This is a genomic window from Prevotella sp. P5-126, assembly GCF_002251185.1.
Taxonomy (GTDB): Bacteria; Bacteroidota; Bacteroidia; order Bacteroidales; family Bacteroidaceae; genus Prevotella.
Window position 1 is genome coordinate 1 of sequence record NZ_NPIZ01000091.1, and the last position, 16,811, is coordinate 16,811.

The 16,811-nt window shown below is 45.3% G+C and carries 13 protein-coding genes and 1 pseudogene; 4 read left to right on the forward strand and 10 right to left on the reverse strand.

The genetic code is table 11. The features are described 5' to 3' along the window. The 9 genes and pseudogenes from CIK90_RS10955 to mazG form a co-directional block, all read right to left on the reverse strand. Positions 1 to 257 (reverse strand): annotated as a pseudogene (locus CIK90_RS10955) (IS1380 family transposase); the annotation flags it as partial. 815 nt (positions 258 to 1,072) lie between these two features. Continuing rightward, positions 1,073 to 1,525, reverse strand: coding sequence for a hypothetical protein (locus tag CIK90_RS10960; protein ID WP_144007269.1), 453 nt, complete (start codon positions 1,523 to 1,525; stop codon positions 1,073 to 1,075). Positions 1,526 to 1,547: 22 nt separating this feature from the next. Then, positions 1,548 to 1,910 carry a hypothetical protein gene (locus CIK90_RS10965; RefSeq protein WP_094465378.1) on the reverse strand — a complete coding sequence of 121 codons (363 nt, stop codon included), beginning with the start codon at positions 1,908 to 1,910 and terminating at the stop codon, positions 1,548 to 1,550. Between the two features lie 40 nt (positions 1,911 to 1,950). Then, positions 1,951 to 2,508, reverse strand: a complete 558-nt coding sequence (locus tag CIK90_RS10970; RefSeq protein WP_094390915.1) for an RNA polymerase sigma factor — start codon at positions 2,506 to 2,508, stop codon at positions 1,951 to 1,953. After that, the gene (locus tag CIK90_RS10975; RefSeq protein WP_094465380.1) at positions 2,505 to 3,941 is read right to left on the reverse strand and encodes a L,D-transpeptidase family protein; all 1,437 of its coding nucleotides are present in this window, start codon (positions 3,939 to 3,941) and stop codon (positions 2,505 to 2,507) included. The genes CIK90_RS10970 and CIK90_RS10975 overlap by 4 nt, the downstream gene beginning before the upstream one ends. Before the next feature lie 95 nt (positions 3,942 to 4,036). After that, positions 4,037 to 4,345 carry a T9SS type A sorting domain-containing protein gene (locus CIK90_RS10980; protein ID WP_094465382.1) on the reverse strand — a complete coding sequence of 103 codons (309 nt, stop codon included), beginning with the start codon at positions 4,343 to 4,345 and terminating at the stop codon, positions 4,037 to 4,039. 85 nt (positions 4,346 to 4,430) lie between these two features. Continuing rightward, positions 4,431 to 5,348, reverse strand: coding sequence for a ribonuclease Z (locus CIK90_RS10985; RefSeq protein ID WP_094465384.1), 918 nt, complete (start codon positions 5,346 to 5,348; stop codon positions 4,431 to 4,433). A gap of 33 nt (positions 5,349 to 5,381) precedes the next feature. Then, on the reverse strand, positions 5,382 to 6,056 hold the full coding sequence (locus CIK90_RS10990; RefSeq protein ID WP_094465386.1) for a lipocalin family protein: 675 nt from the start codon (positions 6,054 to 6,056) through the stop codon (positions 5,382 to 5,384). A 21-nt stretch (positions 6,057 to 6,077) separates the two neighbouring features. After that, positions 6,078 to 6,926: a nucleoside triphosphate pyrophosphohydrolase gene (gene mazG / locus CIK90_RS10995; protein WP_094390910.1), complete on the reverse strand. Its 849-nt coding sequence runs from the start codon at positions 6,924 to 6,926 to the stop codon at positions 6,078 to 6,080. Between the two features lie 124 nt (positions 6,927 to 7,050). On the opposite strand from mazG, the gene CIK90_RS11000 reads away from it, so the two are divergent. Together CIK90_RS11000 and CIK90_RS11005 are read left to right on the forward strand one after the other, a co-directional pair. Continuing rightward, positions 7,051 to 9,759, forward strand: a complete 2,709-nt coding sequence (locus CIK90_RS11000; RefSeq protein WP_094465388.1) for a valine--tRNA ligase — start codon at positions 7,051 to 7,053, stop codon at positions 9,757 to 9,759. Positions 9,760 to 9,983: 224 nt separating this feature from the next. Continuing rightward, entirely contained in the window at positions 9,984 to 10,781 is a 798-nt protein-coding gene (locus tag CIK90_RS11005; protein WP_094465390.1) for an RNA methyltransferase, read from the forward strand. Here the strand turns inward: CIK90_RS11005 and uvrA are convergent. Beyond that, on the reverse strand, positions 10,778 to 13,594 hold the full coding sequence (uvrA, locus tag CIK90_RS11010) for an excinuclease ABC subunit UvrA (RefSeq protein ID WP_094465392.1): 2,817 nt from the start codon (positions 13,592 to 13,594) through the stop codon (positions 10,778 to 10,780). The genes CIK90_RS11005 and uvrA overlap by 4 nt on opposite strands. A gap of 142 nt (positions 13,595 to 13,736) precedes the next feature. On the opposite strand from uvrA, the gene pelA reads away from it, so the two are divergent. Together pelA and CIK90_RS11020 are read left to right on the forward strand one after the other, a co-directional pair. Next, a complete protein-coding gene (gene pelA / locus CIK90_RS11015) occupies positions 13,737 to 15,581 on the forward strand; it encodes a pectate lyase (RefSeq protein WP_094390906.1) in 1,845 nt (614 codons plus the stop codon). 337 nt (positions 15,582 to 15,918) lie between these two features. After that, the coding region (locus CIK90_RS11020; protein WP_094465394.1) for a hypothetical protein at positions 15,919 to 16,811 on the forward strand (893 nt) is incomplete at its 3' end.

Sequence of the window (16,811 nt, forward strand, 5' to 3'; positions counted from 1 at the left end):
CATGTACGAAGGGTAGGATGATACGAGAGATGGCGCATCAGTTGTGACGTTACATCTTCCACGCATGAGCCGCCACAGAAATAAACGCTCATCAGCGAACGGACTATCTCGCTGAACTGATATCCGAAGATACTGCTGCATCTCTGACCCAGTGTTGAGTCGATAACGGGTGAAAGCATGGAGTCAAATTTCTCCATGATTGAAAAAATTCCTCCAAAAGGTGTGAGTTTCTCAGATTTAATTTGTATTTTTGCCATGTCATATTAGAGTTTTGCTTGTTTTCTTTTTGCAACACTAAGATAAGTGAAAATTCTGACATGGCAAAATCCTGGGCAACTTTTTGTTGCTCAGGAACTTATAAATAAAGTTAAATTATAGTGTTGCGGAATTAAGGGGAATTATTTTTTTGGTTGCGCGAGCGCAAGAAATCTTTGGTGGAAATCTTTTTTAAGATGTTGCTTCGCAAGAAATATTGTGGATTCGCAGTTTATCTCCAAACGAAATCTTTAACAAAAATCATTGACCAAAATGCGCTCGAGTACCTCGCTTTTGGGGAGAATTTTATTATGGATCGCCTTACAGGCTCGAAATCTTAAATAAAATCCTAAGAATAATCTTTAACTAGAATCTCTAAACTTTAAACTATAACCTTAACGTTTACCTTAACGCTAACCACTAAACACTAACCTATAACCTATAACCTATAACCTTTAAACTAAACACTCCGTGTTCTCCGTGTGATCCGTGGATTATTTTCCGGAGCACCAACGTTTCTGTGATTTGCCTTTGGCTTATTCTGTCACGACTCGGCAAAGTGAAACCGAACGTTTTCGTTAAGCCAAATGAGCAGAATTAAGCTTTCCGATTAAGTGAGCGAAAAATCAAGCTCGCTTGAAGTTTTCCGAACGTGAGGAAAGTCAACGAAGTTAAGTTCACTTAAACTCTGCCATGGCGAGAAAAGGTGCCATAAAATGGAGCTTTTCCTCTGCTCTCACTGTTCCAGAATATCTGTGTGACGTTAAAAGGAAGCGGACATGGTGGGAATAAAAAAAATCCGTGTGACGGTGAAGCGTTATTTCTTTGGTGGACGATTTTTCCATTGTTTCATGGCATGACGGAAGAAACGGTCTTCAGCCTCAACGGCAGCAAGGACTTTGCTGGCAGGAACCACCCGCATCATCTTGTTATGGAATTTCTGTTCGATGGTTTTGAGTTCAATATTCAGTTTGTCGCGCTCTATCAAAGCCTTACGGCAAGCCTCGTTGTCGTTAGGGTGTTCGCGTAGCGTCTTGTGCGTATTTCTAATTCTTACAAACACCGTTCGTTGGCGGCTGTGCATCTGTTTCATCAAAGGGATGAGTCTATCAGCCTCTTGCGGTGTGAGGTGCGCTTTCTTTATCACGTATGCCGTGAGTTCTGCATCGAATTGTTTTGGAGAGAACTTTTGGTTGTTTTGAGCCCAGGCTACTGACGTCATCATAGCCATGACGATCATTAACAGTATGGTGTGAAACTTAGTCTTCATTGTTGCAGGATTTTGTGGGTCATCAATTATCTTCGAGATAGGCATAGATGTCAGTATTATCAATCATGGCATAGTCGGCTGCCTCATCAACAAATCTATCGCCAGACATTTCTGCAGCTTGCACCTTATAGACATGTTGTGGAGAATCCTGTTGGAAAAGGAGAGCGGTAGCTACTACCATGACAGCGAGACAAGCCGCAGCAACCGATATCCATAATCTTACTGTCCGATGTTTATGAACAGTAACAGTAGGTGTTTCACCATGTTGTTCAGCATCGGGTAGATTTGTCATGATTCTCATTGCCAAATCGTCGAAATATCCTTCTGGCACTTTGAAAGGTTGTTTTCCTTTCATTTGCTGGTGTATATATTTCTCTTCGTTCATTGTTTCTTTTTTTTGTTTGACGTATAATGGCGCAAAAGGTTTAATCCTTCTGATTGAAAAACTCGGTGATCTTCTTCACTGCAATATGATAAGACGCTTTCAGCGCCCCTTCAGTTGTATCGAGGAGCTGGCTCATCTCGCTATATTTCATATTGTCATAATAGCGCAGGTTGAAAACGGTGCGTTGCACATCAGGGAGCGAGGCTATAGCCTGTTGGAGTTGCGCAGCTGTTTCGTCTCCATCAAAATAAGGGTCAGCCATGAGTCTGTCAGCCAGTTCTGCTTGTTTGTCAGCATCGATATTCACCGCTTTATTACGTTGGCTTCTGATGAAGTTTAGGCTCTCGTTGATGGCAATACGGTAAAGCCATGTAGAAAGGAGTGACTGTTGTTGGAAAGAGTCGATATTTGTCCATGCTTTAAGCATCACATTCTGCATCACATCGTCAGCATCATCATGTGTGAGGACCATACGTCTCACCTTCCAATAGAGCGTTTCGCTATATTGGCGTACCACAATCTCAAAAGCCTTACGTCTTGTTTCAGGTCGTTTGAGAAGTTCTACGAGTTGTTTTTCGTTGAATTTCTCCTGACTCATGATATCGTTTTTATTTCATTCCAGATCGCATCATCATAAGCATAGATGTCAGGATAGTATTGAAGCTGTCCCTCTGCATCGGGGTAGATTGTATAATACACAATGTATATGGGTACGGGGTGTGGCAGTCGCATGACAGACACCAGGCGATAGGTTTTCTCCTCCAGCAACGGGTGTTTCCGGATGTAGTCACGTCCACGTTGTGTCTCGGGTCGGATTCCCATAGAGATACGTATGCGTTCCAGCGTCCATTCATCAGCATCTTCGAGCAGGTATTGCGCGAACTCAAATGGTTTCTGTATCCTCACACATCCGTGTGACACCATTCTAACGGCATTGGCAAAGAAGCCCGGTGATGACGTGTCGTGCAGATAGACCGAATAGTTATTTTTAAATCGGAACACGATACGTCCCATGGCATTGCCAGGTCCACCCTCCTGTGCAACGCGACATATACCATTGGTCAGCATCTGTCGGGTCACGAATCGGGCATCTATATGTTTTCCTGTAGCCCGTTCGATGATGCGGTATCTATGTTTTGCAAAATAGCTACTATCTCCTGCGTGTCGTGCCACATCCTTATTGATGATGCTTTGCGGGATGCCCCATTCGGGGTTGACTTGGAAATAGGTGATTTCGCTAGAAAGCAGAGGTGTACGTGTTTCGCTTGTTCCACAGCCTATGCGCATGGAGAGGCATTGGTTCTCTTGGTAAGCATAAAGTTCGAATGCCGGTATGTTTACCACCACACGACGTCCGCTCAGAGAAACTTCGTGTGCTTTGCGCCATCTGCAACGCTCCATATTGACCAAGATACGGCGCCGGTCAGGTCCTTTCGCATCGTGGAGTCTCCTTTTGAGTTCTTTATAGAGCGGATCAGTCGGTTCGTTTCTATCCATCTCCTCACCCACCCTATTGGCAAGGACCTCATTGAATGCCTGTTGATAGAACTCAGCGGAAGGGTATTCAACAGGTAAGTCATAGAGTAATGTCATCTTCCCTCTCATTGTCCCTGTGGTATCCGCCTTAGCCGTTTGAAAGACATAAGCCTTGTGTGGGTTGACGAAGCCATACCGTTGTCCTGTGACAAGTCGGAGATAAGCCTTAGAAAGTCTATATTCCAGACTCGCACATATTTTTCCAGCAGGATGTGATCGATCGAAATCCAAGTTACGTACACGTTGTGCATCCGCTTCTATTTCATCGATTTGAAAAGCCTGTGGAGAAAAGCCATATTCATCTATTTGGTGCAATCGGGCAATGAGAGAATCCGCTTGCGGTCGCAGTCCATAGCGGTCAGTCCAGAGTAACGCCCCATTGTTTTCATAGTATTGTGCCATGAATTTATATCGGCTTGACGCATATTGCCGGCATGATTCCACAATATATTTCCTGATGCTTTGCGCATCCATGACATATTGTTCGGACTTCATTTCTCCGATGACATTCTTTATTGTCTCAACATCTTGTTTCTCATGGTGACCGTTACATGCTGCAAACAGGATGACAAGAGAAAGAATTGCGAAAATCAGAGAATGACTTTTCTTGTCACTTTGCCAACCTTGATAATGTAACACCCTTTTGGAAGATTAAGTTCGATTTTCTGCGCAGGACTATCTATTCTAACAGTCATCACATGGCGTCCGATCAATGAAATGACCTCCAATATCTTGCCTTGTGCGCCCATCACATGAACAGCATTTTTCGCTACAGAAATATGGATTTCTTCGTTGCCTGCCTCACGCACAACAGACACCATGTTGCTATTCGCAGCCTGAACAGGCAGCGTCAACATTGCAGTTGCAAAAAGTGCTATCAACAATAGCAATCTCCTCATGTGATACGGTTATTTATTTATAATTTGTTGCAAAAATAAGAATATTCTTTGAAATATCAAAATTTTCACTCTTGTTTTCACCGATTTATTCCACATCAATAGTCAATCCCTCGTTGGCAAGCATGGAATCAGGGAAAATCTGTTTGGCCTCGTCAAGCAGTATTTTTTCGTCTTCACACCTTGAAGAATAATGTCCCAACACCAATTTTCCAGCCTCAGCATCACGTGCCACCATGGCAGCCTGTTGAGCTGTGGAGTGCATGTATTTCTCTGCCAGGGCCACATATTCCTCTGTGTAGGTGCTCTCATGGTAGAGCACACTCACCCCTTTGATTCTCGATGCAAGGTTCGGAATATAGCGTGTGTCGCTGCAATACGCATAGCTACGAGGAGAATCGGCAGGTTCAACGAGCAGGCTATTGCTCACCCGTTCACCATCTTCACTCACCCAGTCAGCTCCCGCCTTGATATTATTGATTTGAGACACGGGAATATGGTAGGCATCCAGCACGTCGCGTCGGATATGCGGCAAGGTCGGTTTTTCGCGGAAGAGGTATCCGCAACATGGCATTCTATGTTCGAGGGGAACAGTCTCCACGGTCAGTGAACGATCTTCATAGACCACTTGTTGCTGTCGGGTATCAACATCATGAAACACAACCTCATAGTCGAAATCATGGCAGAAGATCTTCATCTGTTGCCGCATCACATCTCCCAGTGGTGCAGGTCCATAGACATCGAGTTTTGCCGTACGTCCCAGGAGTCCGAATGTACTCAGCATGCCAATAAGTCCGAAGCAATGGTCACCATGGAGATGGCTGATAAACACAGCAGAAATTTTGGTAAACCGGATACGTGAGCGTCTCAGTTGCATCTGAGTACCCTCTCCACAATCTACCATAAACAGTTTTCCCCTCATCTCCACCACTTGCGATGAGGCAAAGTGGCGGAGTGTAGGCAGTGCGCTTCCGCACCCAAGTATATGCACACGAAATGGTTCCATGTGAGAACAGTCGGTTAGTATTTCGAACAGCAATTATATTTTAAAGTCTTCACTCGACGCCTCTTCAAGTTTGATATCCGAGTGTTCTTTCTTAGTTTGTTGACGACCATATTCAAAGGTATCCTCAGCATCCTTGATGATGAGAGAGTCGGCAGTCAGTTTGATGATATTATACAAGGCAATATCTTCGATACCTCCACCGCTTTCGCGTTCGCTCACCACTTCAAGTTGTCCGTTCAACAAACGCCAGGTTTTGTAGATGATGGAACTCTGTTCAATACCTTCCGCCACACCACCTTCTTTGATGCTGAAGCCCACTTCATCACTTCCGTCAAGCGGATTGGGCATCACCCAATTTCCGAGCAATGAGGTCTGGTTGATGACACAGACCGCTGTATTTTTGTCAGTTCCTGGCACTACGGCAATTCTGTCGCCCGCCTGGAGTCCTCCAAACACTTTATTATTATCCACAGCCGCTGCAATATCAAAGGTCACGGTATCTCCGAGGTCAGTAATGATTTGCAAGGTATGCATGGCAGTTCCGTCTCCACAGACACCATATACTGTCTTGTCTTGAAGTACGTTGCTTGTTGAGTCGCCACTGTCAAAAGGTACACGTTTTTCTTTTCCTCCGCAACTGCAGATAGTCACAATTGCCATGGCTACCACGGCAAATGGAATCAAATTTCTTTTGGTTAACATCATCATTTTATTAATTTTTTGGGTTGATTATTCCTGTGCTTTTGCTTCGTTCCAAAGTTGGTCCATTTCCTCCAACGTCATCTCAGTGAGCGGTTTACCCACTTTGAGGCTGTGTTGCTCAATATAATTGAAGCGTCGGATGAATTTCTGGTTGGTCAGTTCCAAGGCATTATCCGGATTGAGATGATAAAGTCGGGCAGCATTGATGACAGAGAAGATGAAGTCTCCCAATTCCTCTTCCGACCGCTGTTTATCCTCTTTCTTGAGTTCTGTTTCCAGTTCGGTTAGTTCTTCACGCACCTTTGCCCACACATCCTGCCGGTCTTCCCAGTCGAATCCCACATGGCGTGCTTTGTCCTGGATGCGATAAGCCTTGATGATGGAAGGCAGCGAGGCAGGTACTCCAGACAGTACGGTTTTGTTGCCGTCCTTTTCTTTCTGTTTGATTTGCTCCCAGTTGTCCAACACCTTTTCTACACTGTCAGCCTTCTGATATTCGCTGGCTTCACCATTCTCGCCATAAGGCAATGGCAGGGGATGAGAGGCTCCCACCTGCGAAGGGTGATAGACATGAGGATGACGGAATATCAGTTTATCAACCAAATGGTTACAGACATCGGCTATATCAAATTGTTGCTTTTCCTCTCCCATTCTGGCATAGAAACCCACATGGAGCAACACATCTCCGAGCTCCTTGCAAATCTCTTTCACATCATCCTTGATGAGTGCATCACACAACTCATAAGTTTCCTCTATCGTATTGGGACGCAGGCTTTCATTGGTCTGTTTTTTGTCCCACGGGCATTTTTCCCGAAGTGTGTCGAGAACATCGAGCATACGCCCGAAAGCTTCCATTTTTTCTTCTCTTGTATGCATTGTCATTATAATTACAATAGTGCAAAGGTACTAATAACCAAGCGAAAAACCAAAATTTTATTTGGCATTTTCCTTGCTTATTAGTACCTTTGCACATTATTAAAGGAGATTTATTATATTTAATATGGAATTAGCAAGTAAATACGACCCAAAAGAGGTTGAATCGAAATGGTACCAATACTGGTTGGACAACAAGCTGTTTGCCTCAAAACCAGACGGACGTGAACCCTACACTGTTGTCATCCCGCCCCCCAATGTCACTGGCGTGTTGCACATGGGCCACATGTTGAACAATACCATTCAGGATATTCTTGTACGACGTGCTCGTATGGAAGGCAAAAATGCATGTTGGGTTCCTGGAACCGACCATGCTTCTATCGCTACCGAAGCCAAGGTGGTGAAGAAACTTGCAGAACAGGGAATCAAGAAGCACGATTTGAGTCGAGACGAGTTTCTCAAACACGCATGGGAATGGACCGACGAGCATGGAGGCATCATCCTCAAGCAGTTGCGCCGACTGGGAGCTTCATGTGATTGGGACCGCACTTCATTCACCATGGACGAGAAACGTTCGGAGAGCGTCATCAAGGTTTTTGTGGATCTCTTCAACAAGGGACTCATCTATCGTGGTTTACGCATGGTGAACTGGGATCCAAAAGCCCTGACAGCACTTTCTACCGAGGAGGTTATCTACCGTGAAGAGAAAAGCCATCTCTTCCATCTCAAATACTATGTTGACGGACTCACCTCACTGGACAATGAAGAAGCCCTGCTGGCAGAAGGCAACATCATTCATAAGGATGCCAAAGGCTATTATGCTGTTGTGGCTACCACACGTCCAGAAACCATCATGGGTGACACCGCTATGTGTATCAACCCGAAAGACCCGAAGAACCAATGGCTCAAGGGCCGTAAGGTCATCGTACCCCTTGTAGGTCGTGTGATTCCTGTCATCGAAGACCGATATGTGGATATTGAGTTTGGTACAGGATGCTTGAAGGTTACTCCTGCCCACGACACCAACGACTATATGCTTGGCAAGACCCACAATCTTGAGACCATCGATATCTTCAATGCCGACGGAACGATTTCCGAGCAGTCTCCACTCTATGTAGGTATGGACCGCTTCGACTGCCGCAAGAAGATAGCAGAAGACCTCAAAAAGGCAGGACTGATGGAGCGTATTGAGGACTACACCAACAAGGTGGGCTACTCTGAGCGCAACCCAGACACCGCTATTGAGCCACGTCTCTCTCTCCAGTGGTTCCTCCGCATGCAGCATTTTGCAGATATTGCGTTGCCTCCCGTTATGAACGACGACATCAAGTTCTATCCTGAGAAATATAAGAACACCTACAAGAACTGGCTTGAGAATATCCAAGACTGGTGTATCTCCCGTCAGCTCTGGTGGGGTCATCGCATTCCTGCGTATTATTATAATGAACAAGGTGATTTCGTTGTGGCAGAAACCCGCGAGAAAGCCCTGCAGTTGGCCAAGGAGAAAGATGCTACTATAACCGATGCTGACCTACGTCAGGATGAAGATGCCCTCGACACATGGTTCTCCTCTTGGTTGTGGCCCATCTCACTCTTTGACGGCATCAACAATCCCGGCAATGAAGAAATCAACTACTATTATCCCACGAGCGACCTTGTTACTGGTCCGGACATTATCTTCTTCTGGGTTGCCCGCATGATCATGGCTGGCTATGAATACGTAGGGAAGATGCCGTTCAAACACGTTTATTTCACAGGTATCGTGCGTGATAAGCTGGGGCGTAAGATGTCGAAATCTCTCGGCAACAGTCCCGACCCCATCGAACTCATCGAAAAATACGGTGCTGACGGTGTACGCATGGGAATGATGCTTTCTGCTCCTGCAGGCAATGATATACTCTTCGATGACTCTCTCTGCGAACAGGGTCGTAATTTCAATAATAAGATCTGGAATGCCTTCCGTCTGGTAAAAGGATGGCAGGTGGCAGACATTGAACAACCCGAGGCCAGCAAGACTGCAACAGCATGGTTTGAAGCTAAGCTCAAAGAGGTCAACGAGGAACTGCAGGATCTGTTCTCCAAATACCGCATCTCTGAAGCCCTGATGGCTGTCTATAAACTCTTCTGGGACGAGTTCTCAAGCTGGTACTTGGAAATGGTGAAGCCTGCCTACATCAATGGCGAGGCACAGCCCATCGACAAAAAGACCTACGAGGCTACACTCCATTTCTTCGATATTCTCTTGAAGATGCTTCACCCCTTCATGCCGTTCATCACAGAAGAACTGTGGCAGGCTCTCTACGAGCGCAAGAACGGCGAAAGCATCATGCGTGAGAGTCTGCACCTTGATGCCCCCACGGATCAGGAGAAGGCTCTTGCCGCCGACATTGAGTTGGTGAAGCAGATTGTGTCGGGTGTACGCATGGTACGCAACCAGAAGAATATCGCTCCGAAAGAGGCACTCGTTCTTCAGGTAGTGGGCATCAACCATTACGAAACTTACACCGATGTGATTGTGAAGATGGCCAATATCAGCGAGATCGATACTGTGGCAGAGAAAGACACTACCGCTGCTGCCTTCATGGTAGGAACCGATGAGTTTGCCATTCCTCTTGGCAACATGATCGACATTGCTGCCGAGATAGAAAAGCAAGAGGCTCAGTTGAAGCACCTTGAAGGATTCCTGGCAGGCGTCATGAAGAAACTCTCTAACGAGCGCTTTGTGGCCAATGCTCCTGAGGCTGTCGTTGCCCTGGAGCGCAAGAAGCAGAGCGATTCAGAGGAGAAGATTGCAGCACTGAAAGAATCATTGGAAGCACTTCGTGCACAACAGTAATCTGTATTCATATATTTAAGAAACGGCGCGGTTGGCATTCCCCACTGCGCCGTTTCTCGTTTTCTAAATCAGGCTATTCGCCATGTTTCCCATCAAACTTAACCAACAATCGCCCAATTGGATTTGCGGTTAAGGTCTTAGTAAGATTTCATGCTTCGTTTTCTTGATTATTTCCCATGAAAGTAGTAATTTTGCAGTCTGATACAAAAAGACATTACTAACTCATGATTATACCCATCACATCACTCTCACATCCAGGTATCGAACTTTTCAGTAAGTTGACCGAAGCACAGCTGCGACAGGTTAAAGAGACAGAAGAAGGCATTTTCATTGCAGAAAGTCCGAAAGTCATCAGCGTAGCATTACAGGCAGGTTGTCAACCGATAGCATTGCTTTGTGAAGAGCGGCATATTACAGGTGACGCCAGTGACATCATCGCTGCAATAGGTGATGTGCCAGTCTATACGGGACCACGACATCTTCTCACAGAACTGACCGGCTATGCGTTGACAAGAGGTGTATTGTGTGCCATGAAGCGATGGAGCATGCCTCAGGTGGAAGACATTTGCCACGATGCACGACGGGTGGCTGTTATTGATAACGTGGTAGATACCACTAATATCGGAGCCATATTCCGGTCGGCAGCTGCATTGGGCATTGACGGTGTGCTGTTGACCAGAAACTCATGTGACCCGCTCAACCGCAGAGCGGTACGCGTATCAATGGGATCGGTGTTTCTCGTACCTTGGACATGGATAGACGGCCCTATCAGTTCACTTCATGATTATGGATTCAAGACAGCAGCCATGGCACTGACCGACGACTCCGTAGCTTTAGACCATGAGACACTGAAGGAAGAGCCTCGGCTAGCCATCGTTTTGGGAACAGAGGGAGACGGCCTCCCCCACGATGTAGTGAGTGATGCCGATTACGTAGTGCGTATTCCCATGTCCCATCAAGTCGATTCACTCAATGTGGCAGCAGCATCGGCTGTAGCATTCTGGGAATTGGGCAAGCGTTAGAGCTTCTCTTTGAGGTAACGTCCTGTCACACTCGTTTCACATGTTGCCACCTCTTCAGGTGTGCCTGCACATACAAGGTTTCCACCGCGGTCACCACCGTCGGGACCAAGGTCTATGATATAGTCGGCACACTTGATGACGTCAAGGTTGTGTTCGATGATGACTACGCTATGGCCTCGACTGATCAGTGCATCGAAAGAACGGAGCAGTCGTTTAATGTCATGAAAGTGAAGACCAGTGGTAGGTTCGTCGAAGATGAACACCGTAGGCGACTGTTTCTCCTGCCCTATGAAGTATGCCAATTTCACACGTTGGTTTTCTCCTCCCGATAGCGTAGATGAATTTTGTCCGAGTTTGATGTAACCCAGTCCCACATCCTCCAACGGTTTGAGTCGGCTGACGATAGTTTTCTGGTTGTATTCCCCAAAGAATTGAATGGCCTCTGAAATGGTCATTCCCAATACCTCATCAATATTCTTGCCTTCAAAGCGCACGTCTAAGATATCGCGCTTAAAGCGGTGGCCGTGACATGCTTCACACTCCAATACGAGATCTGCCATAAACTGCATCTCCACATTGATGACACCCGCACCTTTACACTCTTCACATCGTCCGCCTTCTGCGTTGAATGAGAAATACTGCGCAGTGAAGCCCATTTGCTGCGCTAATGGCTGGGCAGCAAAGAGTTCGCGAATGGCATCATAGGCTTTGACGTAAGTGGCTGGATTGGAACGAGTGGATCGTCCTATTGGATTCTGATCTACAAATTCTACGCGTCTCACTGCATCAATATCTCCGGTAAGACCGCTAAATTCGCCAGGCGCATCGCATACATCCCCCAGCAATCGCTTGAGGGCGGGATAAAAGATTCCCTTGATAAGGCTCGATTTTCCACTTCCACTGACTCCCGTCACCACCGTCATTACATTGAGTGGGATGGACACATCCACTCCCCGAAGATTATTCATTCGCGCACCATTGATATTGATTTTGCGATTCCATGGTCTGCGGGTAGAAGGCACGACAATGGTATCTTTACCAGACAGATAGCGGAGCGTGTGACTGTGGGGATTCTCTTCCAACTCCTTTTCGCTGATGTGCTTAACATCCCCTTCAAACACAATTTCACCTCCGAGTCGGCCTGCATCAGGACCTATATCGATGATATAATCGGCAGCACGCATCATCTCTTCATCATGTTCCACCACGACTACGGTATTGCCAAGAGCCTGTAACTGGCGGAGCACACGGATGAGACGGTCGGTATCACGACTATGAAGACCTATACTGGGTTCGTCAAGGATATAGAGTGATCCTACGAGCGATGAGCCGAGCGAGGTGGTGAGATTGATACGTTGGCTCTCACCGCCCGACAGCGTGTTTGACATGCGGTTGAGGGTGAGATATCCGAGACCTACGTCCAGCATAAACTGCAAACGGGAGTTGATTTCCGTCAGAAGGCGTTTACCTATCTGTGCATCTTGCGGATCAAGGTCGAGTTGGTCAAACCATGTTTTCAGTCGCACAATGGGCATTTCCACAAGGTCGCTAATGCTTCTGCCTGCTATTTTCACGTAGTTGGCTTCGGGCTTCAGTCGTGATCCGTGACACTTCGGACAAGTGGTTTTACCACGGTATCGGCTCAACATCACACGGTATTGTATCTTATACTGATTTTCTGTAACCATGCGGAAGAAATCATCTATCGACACCCGTTCTCCCTTAGCACGTTTGCGGTCTGACGGCAAGCCGTGCCAGAGTTGGTTTTTCTGCTTTTGTGTCAGATTATAATAGGGTTCAAAGATAGGAAAATCGTCAAGGGCTGCTCTGCGACAGAATTCCTCTTTCCATGCTTTCATCTTTTCACCATGCCAGCATACCACACAACCGTCATAAACCGACAGTGACGTGTCAGGAATCACCAAGTGTTCGTCGATACCGATGATATTGCCAAAACCCTGACATTCAGGACAGGCTCCGGCTGGAGAGTTGAACGAGAACATATTGTCGTTAGGTTCTTCAAAGGTGATTCCATCCGCTTCAAAACGCATAGAGAAATCATAGGAAATCATCGAAGGCATGAACACCAACCGACATTCTCCATTACCTTCGTAGAAGGCTGTCTCTGTAGAGTCTGTCAATCGCGACACAGCATCTTTGGCGGCATCTACCGCCATACGGTCTATCACAAGGTAGAGACCTTCAGCGGTCGTTGCCGTTTCTGCTTCTGGATGCGCTTGCAGATAATCGTCTATGCGCGAGAGTTCGCCCTTGGCAAACAAGCGCGAATATCCATTATAAACGTAGGTTTTAAGTTGCTGACCCAATGTACGCGATTCAGGGAGTACTACAGGAGCCATAATCAAGAAACGAGTTCCTGCCGCATATTGCTGGGTACAAGCGATGATATCCTCCGTGGAATGTTTCTTCACCTCTTGACCACTAATCGGCGAGTAGGTTCTACCTATTCGGGCAAACAGCAGTCGGAGGTATTCGTAAATCTCTGTGGTAGTACCTACAGTAGAACGAGGATTGCGTGAAATCACACGCTGTTCGATGGCAATGGCAGGCGGAATACCTTTGATAAAGTAACATTCGGGCTTGTTCATACGTCCTAGAAACTGACGAGCATAACTCGACAGGCTCTCCACGTAGCGACGCTGACCTTCAGCATACAAGGTATCAAATGCCAATGACGATTTACCACTGCCACTGACTCCAGTCACCACAATCAGTTTGTTGCGGGGTATCTTAACATTGATATTCTTAAGATTGTTGACCCGCGCACCTTTTATCTCAATATAGTCGTTCATGTTTATATTCAAATGAACCACAAAGTTAGGGAAAAGAGACTGAATAACAAAGAAAATCATACTTTTTCTTTTATTTAAGAATATTATTTGTAACTTTGCAACCAAACTAGGAAACAACAAACTTACTAAAACATAATTTTCTATGAAGCACTATTTACTCACAGTCATTGCGTTGCTAGGACTATGTACAGGTGTCAACGCCACCGATATAACCACGTTGTCATGGGCTGATGTCTGCAACGGAAAAATGGGAGCCGAATGGTATGGTACCGATGAGGCTAAAGCCATCGCCGATATTGTGCTCGATGTACAGAAGACGACGGGAGGATGGATGAAAAATGATCAACTACACAAACTCACTCCCGATCAGTTAGCAAACCTGAAGGCTAGTCGCGATGAGCATTCCTGTCTCGATAATGCGGCAACAACACAGGAGATGCGATTCTTGGCAAAAGTATGGCAAGCCACAAAGATAGAAAAATACCGTACAGCCTTCACTAAAGGTCTTGATATGATCTTCACTTCGGAGAAATCATGCGGCGGATGGTCACAATACTGGCCGCTGTCGGGCAACGGCAGTTACCAAGACTACATCACCTTCAACGATGACCTCGTCTCCAATGTGATGAAACTCTTGCGTGACATCAATAACAACAAGGGCGATTTCACCAATATTGCAGACGAAACCATACGCACTAAGTGTATGACATCTTTCAATAAAGCCATCGACGTGATTCTGAAATGCCAAATCGATGACAATGGTGTCAAGGCTGCATGGTGTGCACAGCACGACCCTGTCGATTTTCTGCCAGCAGAAGGACGCCCTCACGAACTGCCTTCTGTCAGCGGATATGAATCTGCCAACCTTATCTCCTTCTTGATGACTGTCGAGAAACCTTCTACCGAACTCCAGGAGGCTATTACAGCGGCTGTGACTTGGCTCGACAACCATAAGATAGAGGGTAAGGCCATTGAAGATTTCACAAATGCAAAAGGCGAGCAAGACCGTCGTATCATCGACAAAAGCGGTAGCGCTATTTGGGGACGATTCATACAGATTGGCGGTGAGAGTGGCAAGAAAATCTACGACAAATTTTTCAAAAAACTGGAAGAGCGTGGCAAGAAGCGTACCTATAACTACAACGGCGTAGATTATACCTACACCGAAAACGAAATTGCTACGTCGAGCTACAAAGCTGAAAATGCCTACAAACCCATCTTCTCTATCTACAAAAACGAGTACCCTCACCTCTTCTATCGTTTCCTCTATAATTATGCTGATACCGACCCGGTCATCGATAGCAAGGGTGTACCTGTGGCTACCTCGCTGATGGCTACTAACAGAGCCAGTTACCAGTATCTCGGCAGTTGGTGTCAGAAACTCATCAGCGAAGAGTATCCCGCCTGGAAAAAGCGTATCGATGCCACACAAGGCGGCGAAGGTGAAGCCTTTGAGCTCTCTGCAGTCACCTACTCAGAAGAATCCACTGGAGATGGTCTAAACACCTACCATTTTAACAATGGATTTACCGTGTCAAATGCGAAAGGCAAAGTCTATGGTGCTGGAAAAAACAATACGATCAAGTATTCTGCCAATGCCTACGATATCAATATTCCAGAAGGGAAAAAAGTGGTGAAAGTCACCTTTACAGGATACGATAACTACGATGCTGATGCTTACATCAAGAACGTCAATGGAGTTAACTATTCCAGCACAGATTATGTATTCCCTGCAAAGGTTGACGATACATACACTACTGTTTCTCACTCTTTTAGTTTTACTGAGGCACCTGTAGAGAAAAAACTGTCATTCTCTATTGGCAACAAGCAATGTTGCTTGATTATCTATGTCTATTGTTCATCGGCAACAGGCATCGAACAGATTACTATCACACCCAATAAGACTTCGCGCAAATACGTCAAGAATGGTAAAATCATCATTGAGAAGGGCAATAAAAAATATGCCATCAACGGACGTCAGATTTAAGCCTCTATAACATTCTATACAACTTATAAGGAACAAGGTTATCTTCATTGTGAAGAATTACCTTGTTTCTTTTTATTAAAACTACGGCTCAATAGAAAAGCATATTATTAATAAGACACCTTAATACTAAATCAATCATCATGGGCAATACAAGACAAACAGTTGTACCGTTTTTCTGCAAATACTTTCTTATAAAAACCTATCTGACACAGCTATAAAAAGGACAGAATTTGCCATTTTTCGTTATATCAATACTGCTTTTTATACTTTTTTAAGAGTTTTTTCGTGCTTCGTATGAAAATAAACTTTAACTTTGCGATATTAATTTAAAAGGTCTATGCAAAAATTCTTTTTTTTATTGCTACCTTTGTTTGTAGCACATCTGTTCTCTTGTTCATCAGAGGACAACAACACAGTAGTGACAGAACCTGTCTCAGTAAAAGTCAGTTTTTCTGGATTTGATTTTTCAGTAGTTCCTGACCAAAATTTCGCAACGTCACGTGCAAGTGCTGCAGAAGCACAAGTGACATGTATCGCATTTAAGGTTTTCGACGAAAACAACAAAGAGTTTTATGAAGAAAAGAAAACGAAAGGAACAAACGAGAACTTCGATCAGATTAATTGCGAACTTCCAGCTGGAAAATACACTTTCGTAGCTGTGGCACACAAGGCTAAAACTCCAAGTAACGGAGCTGCCGACATCGTATCTCCAGATAAAGCGGTCATCAATGATATCATGCTCTACAAGAGTACCTATGCAACAACGATGTCTGTTGATATTACCAGAGGTGAACCTAAAGAGGTTACAATGAACTTTGGCAAACGCATCACTGCATCATTCATGCTTCGTACAACAGATCCCTACCCTGAAGAAGTAGATGAAGTGGAAATCATCATCGACCCAGATCAGAATGTAGGTACTCCAAACCAATATACTTTCAATCCATCTACTGGATTTAGTTTTGCAAAACAATCATACACAACTAATATCTACAAGAAGAATACGCCAAACAATTCATTCATAGACGGTCCAATGATTTCATGTTTTCTGACAGCAACAGAACAAGTTGTCAATGTAAAGGTCAATATGAAGGATAGTTCTAGCAAACTGATTCGCACGCGTACATTTAATGCGGTAACGCTGAAACAAAATTGTACGACCAAAGCAACAGGGTACTTCTTTACCAATTCTGTCAGTAATGGATACACATTCGACACGACTGACGATGA

Coding starts and splice junctions, on each gene's coding strand:
- CIK90_RS10960 (WP_144007269.1), bottom strand. CDS start 1,525: ATGAAGACTAAGTTTCACACCATACTGTTAATGATCGTCATGGCTATG.
- CIK90_RS10965 (WP_094465378.1), bottom strand. CDS start 1,910: ATGAACGAAGAGAAATATATACACCAGCAAATGAAAGGAAAACAACCT.
- CIK90_RS10970 (WP_094390915.1), bottom strand. CDS start 2,508: ATGAGTCAGGAGAAATTCAACGAAAAACAACTCGTAGAACTTCTCAAA.
- CIK90_RS10975 (WP_094465380.1), bottom strand. CDS start 3,941: ATGAAGTCCGAACAATATGTCATGGATGCGCAAAGCATCAGGAAATAT.
- CIK90_RS10980 (WP_094465382.1), bottom strand. CDS start 4,345: ATGAGGAGATTGCTATTGTTGATAGCACTTTTTGCAACTGCAATGTTG.
- CIK90_RS10985 (WP_094465384.1), bottom strand. CDS start 5,348: ATGGAACCATTTCGTGTGCATATACTTGGGTGCGGAAGCGCACTGCCT.
- CIK90_RS10990 (WP_094465386.1), bottom strand. CDS start 6,056: ATGATGATGTTAACCAAAAGAAATTTGATTCCATTTGCCGTGGTAGCC.
- mazG (WP_094390910.1), bottom strand. CDS start 6,926: ATGCATACAAGAGAAGAAAAAATGGAAGCTTTCGGGCGTATGCTCGAT.
- CIK90_RS11000 (WP_094465388.1), top strand. CDS start 7,051: ATGGAATTAGCAAGTAAATACGACCCAAAAGAGGTTGAATCGAAATGG.
- CIK90_RS11005 (WP_094465390.1), top strand. CDS start 9,984: ATGATTATACCCATCACATCACTCTCACATCCAGGTATCGAACTTTTC.
- uvrA (WP_094465392.1), bottom strand. CDS start 13,594: ATGAACGACTATATTGAGATAAAAGGTGCGCGGGTCAACAATCTTAAG.
- pelA (WP_094390906.1), top strand. CDS start 13,737: ATGAAGCACTATTTACTCACAGTCATTGCGTTGCTAGGACTATGTACA.